Origin of the sequence: Streptomyces sp. NPDC007929, from assembly GCF_042959065.1 — a bacterium.
Taxonomy (GTDB): Bacteria; Actinomycetota; Actinomycetes; order Streptomycetales; family Streptomycetaceae; genus Streptomyces.
The window spans coordinates 1-11,783 of the sequence record NZ_JBIBKD010000006.1 but is presented as its reverse complement, the minus strand read 5'-3'; the positions used below and the strand labels follow the sequence as shown (position 1 = coordinate 11,783).

The following is an 11,783-nucleotide window of genomic DNA, read 5'->3' as shown; positions in this document are numbered from 1 at the left end:
CACGGACGGTTCACACCGTCGTGGGCAGTGCTTTCGCGCCATCTTCGGTGACACGGGTGGCTCCGAAGTAGTCGGGGGTGTCGATCGGGTCGAATCGGATGACGGCACCGGTCCGGGGCGCGTCGATCATGTACCCGCCTCCGACATAAATACCCACATGCCGGATGGCTCGGGAATTGGTGAGGTCGTCCGAGAAGAACACCAGGTCACCGGGGAGCAGTTCGTCCCGCGAGGGGTGCGGACCGGCGTTGTACTGGTCGTTGGCGACCCGCGGGAGCTTGATGCCCACGGTCTCGTAGGCGGCCTGGGTCAGACCCGAGCAGTCGAAGCGTCCGCCCTGCTCAGCGGTGCCGGTACCGCCCCAGAGGTAGGGCGTGCCGAGCTTCTTCTGCGCGTACTCGATCGCCGCGGCGGCCTGCTCGGAGGGATCGACCCGCCCGACCGGCGCCGCGAAGCTCTCCGAGAGCGTGGTGATCCGCTTCACATAGTTCCGGGTCTCGTTGTACGGCGGCACGCCCCCGTACTTGATCACCGCGTACGCCCCCGCGTTGTAGGCGGCCAGCATGTTTTCGGTCGGATTCCCGCCAACCTTCTTCACGTACGACGCGAGTTCGCAGTCGTAGGAGGCGGCCGAGGGAATCGCGTCCTTCGGGTCCCATACGTCCCGGTCGCCGTCGCCGTCGCCGTCGATGCCGTGACTGGCCCAGGTGCCGGGGATGAACTGCGCTATTCCTTGCGCGGCGGCGTGGCTCTGCGCCCTGGGGTTGAAGCCGCTCTCCTGGTAGAGCTGGGCGGCGAGCAGGGCGGGACTGATGGCGGGGCAGAGGTTGCCCCACTTCTCCACGAGGGCCGCGTACGCGGTGGGCACCGACCCCTTGGCCAGCGATCTCGCCCCACCACCCACGCCGTTGACCAGGTTTCCCGCGACGAGGTAGACCCCGACCACCAGCAGCATCACGAAGGCCAGGGCGGAGCTGATGGCGACACCCGCCACGATCCACGCCTTACGCACCGTCAACCGCCCCTCACCGCCCAGGAGTCCGTCGGCCAGTGTAGAGGCGCCCGGCACGCCCGGGAACGATCAAAGGAAGGAGAGTCGGGGCGGACGGAGGACCGCGCCACGGCACGGACGGCACGGCGAGAGCACGAAGACCCCACCCGGCGCACGGGATCACGCCGGGGTCACGGGCGCCCGCCACTCGCCGGCACGACCACCGGGCCCCGAGGTCGGGTTGCCGCGCATCTCGCCCAGGCCGTCTCCGTGTACGACACCTACGGCTCCGACGCACAGGGCTGGGCCACCCGCGACGTCCCCCACCCGGTGACAGAGCGTCACCGGGGAACGCCGTCCGGGGCTGTGGGGGGCCCGGAGACGGCCGGGGAACACAGGGGGCCGCGGCAACCCAGCCCCGGCCCCTTCGCCGTGCCCGGTAGCCTTCACCCGGGGAACACCGGCGCGACCCCTCACCCGACCAGCCGTCAGAAACAGCCCCCAAAGGTGAGAAAGGCCGCAAGAGAGCACAACGACGGAACCGCACCCCAGGTTCCGCTCAGGCCTCATTGCCCGGCGTTACCTGCCGTGATACACAGAGTGACCATACGATCCTTCGCACGCCGCCTGCCGACACCCCTAGGGGCCGGAGCGGAACGGTGGCAAGGTATTCGTACGAAACCCGCCAATCAATGACGCCAAGTCGACATACGACAGCATCATTGTCGGCGAGAATGAGGCTGACCTCTGCACGACCGCAGAGGGCGCGGAACTACCCAACAGGGGCGGTGACTTACATGCTCTTTGCGGCCGACAAGGGAGACATCAACACCATCATCGGTGGGATCGCTCCGGACTGGGGCCCCTTCGGCAGCCTGGGCAACGAGGCGAAGGTGATGATCGAGGTCGTGATGGCGGTGGCCATCCTGCTCTGCCTCGGCATCGCCATCTGGGGTGCCGCCAAGCAGCGCATCGGAGCCACCGCACTGCGCGACACCTTCAGCGCGGAGCAGGGCAAGGGCCTCATCATCGCGGGCCTGACGGGAGTCTTCATCATCGGCTCGCTCGGCACGCTCTTCACCATCGTGTACGGCATGGCCGTGTAGCCGGGCACCATCCGCCCCGCCGGGCACGCCCGGCTCCCCCTCCATCCCACCCGCCCGTCGTGCCCACCGGCTGAGGTTGCGTTTCCCTGATGTCGAGTCACCACACCGCGCCCGCGCGGGAACCAGCACGGCTACCGTCGTACGAGGAGTATGAGAAGTACGACCGGTACGAAGTGTTTCCGCACGACGTCGAGGGGGCGTACGCGGCATGAGTCTCGGTGACGACCACGAATCCTCCGGCGGCTACGCCGGCACGGGCCAGACCCGCACCCGCCTGCCCGACCCCGGCGACGCCTTCACCGACCCCCGCCGCCGCACCTCGTCCCGCAGCCTGGTCACGGTGGTCGGCGTAGTGGTCCTACTGATCGCAGCCATCGCATTCGCCAACCGGGGGGGCGGCGACGGTTCCTCCTCGGCGGACGGCTCCTCAGGCAAGCCCGACGCGGCGGCGACGGCCCCCTCCGGCCAACGCCCCGTCAAGTCCAAGTCCGCCGCCGGCATCCCGTCGGGCTTCGCCCAGAACCAGGAGGGCGCGGAGAGCGCGGCGGCGAACTACGCCGTCGTCCTCGTCTCCGCCGACATCCTCAAGCCCGCACGCCGACCCGAGATCATCCGGCAGGTGTTCGATGCCGGACGGGTCTCCGAACTGGAAAGAAACCTCGACCAGGCCTACGGCAAGTCCTTCCTGGAGAAGCTCGGCCTCGACGAGAACGGCGAAGCGCCCAAGGGCAGCACCTACGTCTCCCGCACGATGCCCGTCGGCACCAAGGTCACCGACTTCTCCGGCAGCACCACCACCGTCGAGGTCTGGTGCACCGGCGTGTTCGGCATGACGGGGGAGAGCTCGCAGAACCCGGTCAGCAACGACTGGTTCACGATGACCCTCCAGCTGCGCTGGACCGACGGCGACTGGAAGGTCGACAGCTTCTCCCAGAAGGAGGGCCCCGCGCCGGTCAACGGTGACAACAGGGTGTCGACCTCGGAAGACATCTCCAAGGCCGTCGAGGAGTTCGGAGGGTTCACGTATGCCCGGTAGCCCGCACCGCGCAGTCAAGGTCGCCGCAACCCTCACCGCCGTACAGACCGCCCTGGTCCTGTTCGCCGCCCGGGCCGCAGCCGCGCCCACACCGTCGCCCAGCCCCAGCCCCAGTCCCAGCAAGGACAACTGCTCCCTGCTCTCCGGCAGGGCCCTGGAGATCTGCGAAGGCGACACCGGAAGTGCCGGCGGCGGGGGCGGTACCTCTCGGCTCGACCCCACCTCCACCCTCGACCCCCTCTCCTCCCTCGCCAAGGGCTGCGCCGACGCCGCCTCCTGGACCGTCGACAAGCTCAGCGAGGCCGTGAAGGAGACCGCCAACGTCGACTTCACCAACCCCAAGTTCCTCCAGCAGTACGCCGTCGTCTTCGCCGCCTCGACGATCCTCACGCTCCTGCTCTGGCTCCTGGCCGTCGCCAAGCGAGCCGTCCGCGGCGTCCCCCTGACCACCGCCCTGTCCGAAGCCATCGGCTTCCTCTGGCTCACGGTCCTGGCCTCCGCCTTCACCCCCCTCATCCTCTACACCGTCGTCTCCGCCACCGACGGCGTCACCGAGGTCCTCGCCAAAGCCACCGGCGACCAGACCGACGCGTTCTTCGGCACCTTCTCCGAGGCCCTCAAGAAGGGCGAGGACATCGGCGGCGGCCCGATCATGCTGATCGTCGTCTCCCTGGTCAGCATCCTCGCCGCCGGCGTCCTCTGGCTGGAGCTCGTCATCAGGGCCGCGCTCCTCTACGTCGGCGCCCTCCTCGGCACCGTCGTCTACGCCGGCCTCGTCGACAAGAACCTGTGGGGCCACGTCCGCCGCTGGGCCGGCATCATGATCGCGGTCATCCTCATCAAACCGGTGATCGTCATCGTCCTCGGCCTCGCCGGCGCACTCTCCGCCGACGACGGCCCGAACGCCTTCTCCGCCGTCGTCTCCGGACTCGCCATCATCCTGCTCGCCATCTTCGCCAGCGCGATGATCTACCGCTTCGTCCCCGGCTTCGGCGACGAGATCGCCGGCTCCCGCAACAACCGCCTCATGCAGGGCGCCGAAAGCAAGGCCGCCGCCGTCATCAGCTCCCCCGCCTCCCTCGTCGCACAGGGCATCAAGACCCACAGCACCCGCGCCGACAACAACGGCGGAGGCAGCCAGTCCGCCGCCCCCCGCCCCAGCAACCCCGCCTCCGGCGGCGTCGCCGCGCACAGCGCGCGCACCTCGAACGGCGGCGGCGGATCTGTCCCCTCCGCCGCACCCGCCCCCCGTTCGAGCAGCCCCGTCAACACTCCCCACGCCAGCAACACCCGCAACAGCAGTACCAATCGCACGGGAGGTGAAGGGCGTTGACGACCGAGTCCCACGTGTCCCATCCGGTCACGCCCCGCCGGACATATCTGATCGGCCGCGCCCGGCCGAACGCGATCATCGGCCGCAACCGCGAGACCGGCGAGATCGCCCTGATCGTCATGGGCGCGTTCCTCGGCATGATGTGCGGGCTCCTCGTCCCGGTGCTGAGCCTGCGCATCGTGCTGCTCGCCGGGTTCCCGATGCTCGCGCTGTCCGCGGTCTACGTGCCGTACAAGCACCGCACGTTCTACAAGTGGTTCGAGATCAACCGCAGCTACAAGCGGACCCTCAAACAGGGCACCGCCTACCGCTCCGCCGTCATCGAGGCGGGCACCCGGCTGGACGGCAAGGAGATCGAGGTCGGCCCGCCCCCCGGCATCGGCCGCATCACCTGGCTGGCCGCCCCCTTCGGCCCCGACGAGATCGCCGTGCTCCTGCACGCCGACCGCAAGACCGTCACCGCCGCCATCGAGATCGAGGGCCCCGGCGTCGGCCTGCGCGACAGCGAGGACCAGGAAGCCCTCGTCGACCGCTTCGGCACCCTGCTCAAGCACGTCGCCAACGGCGACGGCTTCGTCACCCGCATCCAGATGCTCGCCCGCACCCTCCCGGCCGACCCGGACGCCCACGCCAAGGACGTCGCCGTCCGCGGCGACGAAAAGGCCCTGCCCTGGCTCCAGGAGTCCTACGACCAGCTCCAGTCGATGGTCTCCACCAGCAGCGAGCAGCACCGCGCCTACCTCGTCGCCTGCATGCACTACACGCGCGAACTCGCCGCCGAGGCCAACGCCATGGCCCGCGCCGCCCGCGCCCACGGCGGCAAGGTCGACCGGGACGCCGGACTCGCCGTCGTCATGGCCCGCGAGCTCACCGACATCTGCTCGCGCCTCCAGGAAGCCGACATCCGCGTCCGCCAGCCGCTCGGTCAGGGACGGCTCGCCTCACTGATCCACTCCATGTACGACCCGGACCACCCCATCGACCACATCCAGGCGATGACCAAGCGCAACGCCTGGCCGGCCGAACTGGACGCCATGGAGCCCACCTACCTCCAGGCCAAGACCCGCGAGTCCTCCACCCGCGCCCCCTGGTGCCACGCCACGGCCTGGGTGAAGGAGTGGCCGATGACCCCCGTCGGCGTCAACTTCCTCGCCCCGCTCCTCGTCCACACCCCGGACGTCATCCGCACCGTCGCCGTCACCATGGACCTCGAACCCACCGAGGTCGCCATCGAGCGCATGCTCACCGAGAAGACAAACGACGAGGCCGAAGCCTCCCGCGCCGCCAAGATGAACCGCACCGTCGACCCCCGCGACATCGCCGCGCACTCCCGCCTCGACCAGCGCGGCGAGGACCTCGCCAGCGGCGCCGCCGGCGTCAACCTCGTCGGCTACATCACCGTCTCCTCCCGCAACCCCGACGCCCTCGCCCGCGACAAGCGGACGATAAGGGCCTCGGCCGGAAAGTCGTACCTCAAGCTGGAATGGTGCGACCGCGAGCACCACCGCGCCTTCGTGAACACCCTTCCCTTCGCCACCGGCATTCGGAGGTAGGACCTGATGCGGGACCCGCTGTCCGTCCTCACCGACGCCTTCACCTCCTTCCTCTTCGGAAAGGTCGAGACGACCCGGCTCCCGGTGCGCACGTCCACGGGCCAGGCCCAGGCGGTCTACCTCCCGACCGCCGCCCCCGGCCTCGGCGACTCCGGCGTCATCATCGGCCGCGAGGTGTACTCCGGAAAGGGCTACATCTACGACCCCTTCCAGCTCTACGGCCAGCAACTCCCCGCCCCCCACTGGCTGGTCCTCGGCGAGTCCGGCAACGGCAAGTCGGCGCTGGAGAAGACGTACGTCCTGCGCCAGCTCCGCTTCCGCGACCGCCAGGTCGTCGTCCTGGACGCCCAGGGCGAGGACGGCGTCGGCGAGTGGAACCTCATCGCGCAGGAGCTGGGCATAACTCCCATCCGCCTGGACCCGACAGCGGCCCTGGACATGGGAATCCGCCTCAACCCGCTCGATCCCGCGATCACCACCACGGGCCAGCTCGCGCTGCTCCGCACGATCATCGAGGTCGCCATGGGCCACGGCCTGGACGAACGCTCCGGCTTCGCCCTCAAGGTCGCCCACGCCTACGTCAACGAGACCATCGTCGACCGCCAGCCCGTCCTGACCGACATCGTCGAGCAGCTCCGCCACCCCGAACCCGAGTCCGCCGAGGCGATGAACGTCGCCATAGACGACGTACGGGCCTGGGGCCTGGACGTGGCGCTGGTCCTGGACCGTCTGGTCGACGGTGACCTCAGGGGCATGTTCGACGGCCCCACGACGGTCGGCATCGACCTGGACGCGCCCCTCATCGTCTTCGACCTGTCCCACATCGACCGCAACTCCATCGCCATGCCCATCCTCATGGCGATCGTCGGCGTGTGGCTGGAGCACACCTGGATCCGCCCCGACCGGAAGAAGCGCATCTTCCTGGTCGAGGAGGCCTGGCACATCATCAACAGCCCCTTCGTCGCCCAGCTCTTCCAGCGCCTGCTGAAGTTCGGCCGGCGCCTGGGCCTGTCCTTCGTGGCGGTCGTCCACCACCTGTCGGACGTCGTGGACGGAGCAGCCGCCAAGGAAGCGGCGGCGATCCTCAAGATGGCGTCGACCAGGACGATCTACGCCCAGAAGGCCGACGAGGCGAGGGCGACGGGCCGCGTCCTGGGGTTGCCCAGGTGGGCGGTGGAGATCATCCCGACCCTCACCCCCGGCATCGCCGTCTGGGACGTCAACGGCAACGTCCAGGTCGTCAAACACCTGGTCACGGAGACCGAACGCCCCCTGGTCTTCACCGACCGCGCGATGACCGAGTCCTCCAACGACCTCCCGGACGACGCCCTGCACGCCGCCGAACTGGAGGCGGAGGAACGCGCCGCGGCCTTCGTGGAACACCACCTGGGCGACTCCGAATCGACGGTGGCGTAGGCACAGGGGAGGACGCGTGAGACCGGACGACCGTCACGACCGCCGAGCCGGCCAGGGAGGCATCCCCGACGGCCTGCTGATCGGCGTACTGGCGTTCCTCCTCGGCATGACCGTGCTGGCGTGGACGGCCACCGGCCTTGCCGCCCTGTTCGCCCACGGCTCCTGGCCCTCCGGCGTCACCTTCGCCCGCACACCGCTCGCCATGCGCGGCCTCATCGCCGAGCCCCACGACATCCCCGGCGCCTGGCCCGACACACCCCCCGGCGAACTCTCCGGCTACGGCCTGTTCTGGGGCCTGTTCATCGGCCAGCTCATGATCCTGGTCGTCCTGACCGTGTTCATCATGGGCACGCTGGCGAGGTGGCGGGCGGTGCGGGCCAGACGCCGCGAGGAGAAGGCGCCACCGGCGGGAGGATCGCCGATCCACGAACGCCCGGCACCGGCAGAGCGGTGGACACAGGCACCGGTCCAGCACGAGACGGCGGTACAGCACGAGGCACCGGTACAGCACGACACGTCTGCGACACTCCAGCACCAAGAGGTGCCCGCCACACCGCAGCACGACGTCCCCACCCCCCGCCGCGCGGCTCCCGAGCCCACGATCCCGGCATCTCTGTTCGCCCAGGAACAGGCGGCCGGGTGGGAGAAGATCCTCGTAGCCCCGAGGGAAACCCGCCAATCCACCGCCACCCAGGCCGTACGCGACGCGGAAGGCCCCACCCTGGTCGTCACATCGAACCCCGCCCTCTGGCAGGAGACGAAAGACGCCAGAGCCAAACTGGGCCCCACCCACCTCTACGACCCCACCCACCTCTGCGACACCCCGTCCCGCCTCCACTGGTCCCCCACCACCGGCTGCGAGGACAAGGACACGGCATCCCGGCGGGCCACCGCCCTCCTCACCCCCGTACGCCCCACCGCCAAACTCGACCAGGCGCTCACCGACACGGCCACCACACTCCTGCGGAGCTACCTGCACGCCGCGGCGATCGACGGCCGCACCGTCCGCCACGTCCACCGCTGGTCCCAGGGCACCCAGATCCAGGACGCCGTCCGCATCCTCCGCACCAACCCCAAGGCCGCCCCCGGCTCCGCGGGCGAACTAGAGGGCGCCCTCACGGCCCACCCCGAACGCCGCGACATGGCCCAGCAGTTGACCACCCGCGCCCTCGCGGCCCTCTCCACGGTCAACATCCGTGAGGCCTGCACTCCCAACCGAACTGATGCCCTCGCCTTGGATTCCTTCATCCACGAAACGGGCACGCTTTATGTGGTGGGGGAATCCATCGAGGACCCCAGGACGAACCCGGGCGCCATGCCCCTCCTGACGGCCCTCGTCTCGAGCGTGGTCGAGCGCGGCCGGCACATGGCCGAACGGTCATCGGCCGGTCGCCTCGACCCACCAATGACGCTCGTCCTCGACGACGTCGCGGCCGTGGCCCCGCTTCCCCACCTCCCGGAGCTGCTGGCCACCGGAGCGGACCGGGGCATGCCGACCCTGGCCCTGCTCCGGTCCCGCGAACAGGGCCGCGCCCGCTGGCCCCACGACGAACTGCCCGTCTAGACGCATGGGTCAGACGCATGGGTCAGACGCACGGGTCAGACGCGTCGATGCGGACGCCCTCACTCCCGCTCAAGGACGAACTCCAACTCCCGCTCCCCCGCATCCCCCAGCGGCACGACCACGCCAGTCGGCAGGAACCCCACCCGCCGGTAGAACCGCTGCGCCCGCCCGTTCTCCTCGTGCACGATGAGCCGCACCCGCTCCAGCCCCTGCGCCCACGACCACTCCAGGGCCGCGTCGAACAGCACCTCGGTCAGCCCGCTCCCCCGCTCCTCGGGCCGCACGAACACCCCGACCACATGCCCCTGCTTCCGCTCCACCGGAAACCCGGCCCAGTCGGTCGTCCCGGGTTCCTCCACGAGCACGGTCAGCGTCGCCACCCACTGCCCGTCCGGCCCCTCGGCGATGATCTGCTGCGCCTTGTCCACCCCTTCGGCGGCCCCCGCGGTCCGCTCCTGCCAGTAGGCGTCCGGCCGGGCGGCAGCCGTCTCGTACGTCTCCAGGAACGCCAGGTGCGCCACCGGATCCCGCAGCGCCGCGAGCCGCAGCTCCTTCACCGCGACCCACTCATCAGCACGGACGGACCGGATCACATAGCTCATGCCGCCACCGTAGTACCCGGGTACGACACCCCTCACCTCGATTACCCCGCCGGTCCGACGCCCGCGGCTCCCGCACGCGCGACCATGTGAGCATGCCGACGGCACACGATCCCGCACGATGGACCCCGTGACGGACAACCGGGCGCCGGAGCCCCTCACCGAATACGCCCAGCGCCTCACCCACCGGGTGCGCGCCTTCGACCGGCGCCGCCCCCTCCTGTGGGACCTGCCCTTCACCGGGTTCTGGGTGACGGCCGCCCTGATCGACTACACCGGCGGCGGCTGGCGCCACAACGCCCACCAGCTCGACGTCCCCGGCTGGCTGCTCCTCACACTGAGCCTCGGCCTCTCCGTCCCGCTCCTGTGGCGCCGCACCCACCCCGGAGCGGCCCTGGCCGCCATGCTGCCCTTCGCCCTCGTCAACTCCTGGACCGGCGCCGCCCTCCAGGCAGCCCTGCTCCAGCTGGTCCTCGTCTACCACCTCGCCCTGCACCGCCCCCTGCGCGACCTGTGGTGGGCGACGGCCCTGGTGATCGGACCGGTCCTGCTGTCGGCCTTCCGCCACGGGGAGGGCACCTGGGACCAGCAGATCGGTTCACATCTGATGTCCATCACCGTGGCCGCCCTCATCGGCGTCACGGTCCGCACCCGCCGCACCTACACGGAAGCCCTGGAGGACCGCGCCCGCCGCCTGGAGACCGAACGCGACCAGCAGGCCCAGCTCGCCACGGCTGCCGAACGCGGCCGCATCGCCCGCGAGATGCACGACATCATCGGCCACAACCTCTCCGTCATCACCGGTCTCGCCGACGGCGGCCGCTACGCCGCCGCCAAGTCCCCCGAGCGCGCGGCCCAGGCCCTCGACGCCATCGCCACCACCAGCCGCCAGGCCCTCACCGAACTCCGCCGCCTTCTCGACGTCCTGCGCGAGGAGGAGAAGCACCAGGCCGACCTCACCCCCCAGCCCGGCCTCACCGACCTCGCCCCGCTCCTCGACGGCGTACGCTCCGCGGGCCTGACCGTCAACACCACCACCCAGGGCAGCCCGAGCCTCCCCCCTGGCCGCCAACTCACCGTCTACCGCGTCATCCAGGAAGCCCTCACCAACACCCTCAAGCACGCCGGCCCGGACGCCACCGCCCACATAGACCTCTCCTACGAGGAGAAGGCCGCGGTCACCGTCACGATCACCGACACCGGCCACGGCCGCGCCATCGACGGGACCGCCCGGAACGGGCGCGGGCTACCCGGAATGCGCGAGCGAACCGCCCTGTACGGCGGCACACTTGAGGCCGGCCCTCGCCCCCACCCGGAGCAGGGCTGGCGCGTCCGCCTACGTCTCCCGGAGGAATCCCCGCAGTGACCACGGTCCTCATAGCCGACGACCAGCCCCTCCAGCGCTTCGGCTCCCGCATGCTGCTGGAGAGCCAGGACGACATGACGGTCGTCGGCGAGGCGGCGAACGGCAGTGAAGCGGTCCGCATGGCCGCCGAACTCCACCCCGATGTCGTCCTCATGGACATCCGCATGCCCGGCCTCGACGGCATCGAGGCGACCCGCCGCATCACCGCCTCCGGCGACCGCACCCGCATCCTGATCGTCACCACCTTCGACCTGGACGAGTACGCCTACGCCGGCCTCCGCGCGGGCGCCTCGGGCTTCCTGGTCAAGGACGCCCAGCCCGAGGAACTCCTGGCCGGCATCCGCGCGGTCGCCACGGGAGACGCGGTCGTCGCCCCCAGCCTGACCCGCCGCCTCCTGGACGCCTACGTCCACCACCTCCCGGCCGACCCCACCGCCGAGGCCGGACCGACGAATGACGCCCGCCTCGCCTCTCTGACCGACAGGGAACGCGAGATCCTCACGGTCATCGGCCAGGGCTGGACGAACACGGAGATCGCCGCCCGCTTCCACCTGGCCGAGTCGACGGTGAAAACCCACGTGGGCCGCATCCTGGCGAAGACCGGTTCCCGGGACCGCATTCAGGCGGTCATTCTGGCGTACGACACCAAGCTGGTTCAGCCGTCGTAAGACCCCTGAAAGGGGGCCCAAACGCAGAAAACCCCCGCATCCGAAGATGCGGGGGTTTTCCCAAGAATTGTTCGGCGGCGTCCTACTCTCCCACAGGGTCCCCCCTGCAGTACCATCGGCGCTGTAAGGCTTAGCTTCCGGGTTCGGAATG

General features: G+C 70.0%; 10 protein-coding genes and 1 rRNA gene. 8 read left to right on the top strand and 3 right to left on the bottom strand.

Translation table 11 applies throughout. The annotated features are described in order from the left end of the window. Window positions 1-10: 10 nt before the first annotated feature. The gene (locus ACFZDE_RS20670) at window positions 11-1,018 is read right to left on the bottom strand and encodes an NlpC/P60 family protein (protein ID WP_391001217.1); all 1,008 of its coding nucleotides are present in this window, start codon (window positions 1,016-1,018) and stop codon (window positions 11-13) included. A 770-nt stretch (window positions 1,019-1,788) separates the two neighbouring features. Here ACFZDE_RS20670 and ACFZDE_RS20665 point away from each other — a divergent pair. The 6 genes from ACFZDE_RS20665 (at window position 1,789) to ACFZDE_RS20640 (ending at window position 8,999) form a co-directional block, all read left to right on the top strand. Further along, window positions 1,789-2,097, top strand: a complete 309-nt coding sequence (locus ACFZDE_RS20665) for a hypothetical protein (protein ID WP_003991275.1) — start codon at window positions 1,789-1,791, stop codon at window positions 2,095-2,097. Window positions 2,098-2,305: 208 nt separating this feature from the next. Then, window positions 2,306-3,133: a hypothetical protein gene (locus ACFZDE_RS20660; protein WP_391201450.1), complete on the top strand. Its 828-nt coding sequence runs from the start codon at window positions 2,306-2,308 to the stop codon at window positions 3,131-3,133. Next, window positions 3,123-4,466: a hypothetical protein gene (locus ACFZDE_RS20655; RefSeq protein ID WP_391201447.1), complete on the top strand. Its 1,344-nt coding sequence runs from the start codon at window positions 3,123-3,125 to the stop codon at window positions 4,464-4,466. Before ACFZDE_RS20660 ends, ACFZDE_RS20655 begins: the two co-directional genes overlap by 11 nt. Continuing rightward, on the top strand, window positions 4,463-6,019 hold the full coding sequence (locus ACFZDE_RS20650; protein WP_391201445.1) for an SCO6880 family protein: 1,557 nt from the start codon (window positions 4,463-4,465) through the stop codon (window positions 6,017-6,019). Before ACFZDE_RS20655 ends, ACFZDE_RS20650 begins: the two co-directional genes overlap by 4 nt. A gap of 6 nt (window positions 6,020-6,025) precedes the next feature. Next, entirely contained in the window at window positions 6,026-7,435 is a 1,410-nt protein-coding gene (locus tag ACFZDE_RS20645; RefSeq protein ID WP_391000249.1) for an ATP-binding protein, read from the top strand. 16 nt (window positions 7,436-7,451) lie between these two features. Continuing rightward, window positions 7,452-8,999 carry a TraM recognition domain-containing protein gene (locus ACFZDE_RS20640; protein ID WP_391201442.1) on the top strand — a complete coding sequence of 516 codons (1,548 nt, stop codon included), beginning with the start codon at window positions 7,452-7,454 and terminating at the stop codon, window positions 8,997-8,999. Between the two features lie 59 nt (window positions 9,000-9,058). Here ACFZDE_RS20640 and ACFZDE_RS20635 read toward each other — a convergent pair whose 3' ends face one another. After that, a complete protein-coding gene (locus tag ACFZDE_RS20635) occupies window positions 9,059-9,601 on the bottom strand; it encodes a GNAT family N-acetyltransferase (protein WP_391000243.1) in 543 nt (180 codons plus the stop codon). A 118-nt stretch (window positions 9,602-9,719) separates the two neighbouring features. Here ACFZDE_RS20635 and ACFZDE_RS20630 point away from each other — a divergent pair, with 118 nt between their 5' ends. Then, entirely contained in the window at window positions 9,720-10,964 is a 1,245-nt protein-coding gene (locus tag ACFZDE_RS20630) for a histidine kinase (RefSeq protein WP_391201439.1), read from the top strand. Next, window positions 10,961-11,632 carry a response regulator gene (locus ACFZDE_RS20625; protein WP_391000237.1) on the top strand — a complete coding sequence of 224 codons (672 nt, stop codon included), beginning with the start codon at window positions 10,961-10,963 and terminating at the stop codon, window positions 11,630-11,632. The genes ACFZDE_RS20630 and ACFZDE_RS20625 overlap by 4 nt, the downstream gene beginning before the upstream one ends. Before the next feature lie 69 nt (window positions 11,633-11,701). On the opposite strand, the gene rrf is transcribed toward ACFZDE_RS20625, so the two are convergent. Continuing rightward, window positions 11,702-11,783, bottom strand: a 5S ribosomal RNA gene (rrf, locus tag ACFZDE_RS20620); the annotation flags it as partial.

Coding starts and splice junctions, on each gene's coding strand:
- ACFZDE_RS20665 (WP_003991275.1), top strand. CDS start 1,789: ATGCTCTTTGCGGCCGACAAGGGAGACATCAACACCATCATCGGTGGG.
- ACFZDE_RS20660 (WP_391201450.1), top strand. CDS start 2,306: ATGAGTCTCGGTGACGACCACGAATCCTCCGGCGGCTACGCCGGCACG.
- ACFZDE_RS20655 (WP_391201447.1), top strand. CDS start 3,123: ATGCCCGGTAGCCCGCACCGCGCAGTCAAGGTCGCCGCAACCCTCACC.
- ACFZDE_RS20645 (WP_391000249.1), top strand. CDS start 6,026: ATGCGGGACCCGCTGTCCGTCCTCACCGACGCCTTCACCTCCTTCCTC.
- ACFZDE_RS20635 (WP_391000243.1), bottom strand. CDS start 9,601: ATGAGCTATGTGATCCGGTCCGTCCGTGCTGATGAGTGGGTCGCGGTG.
- ACFZDE_RS20630 (WP_391201439.1), top strand. CDS start 9,720: ATGGACCCCGTGACGGACAACCGGGCGCCGGAGCCCCTCACCGAATAC.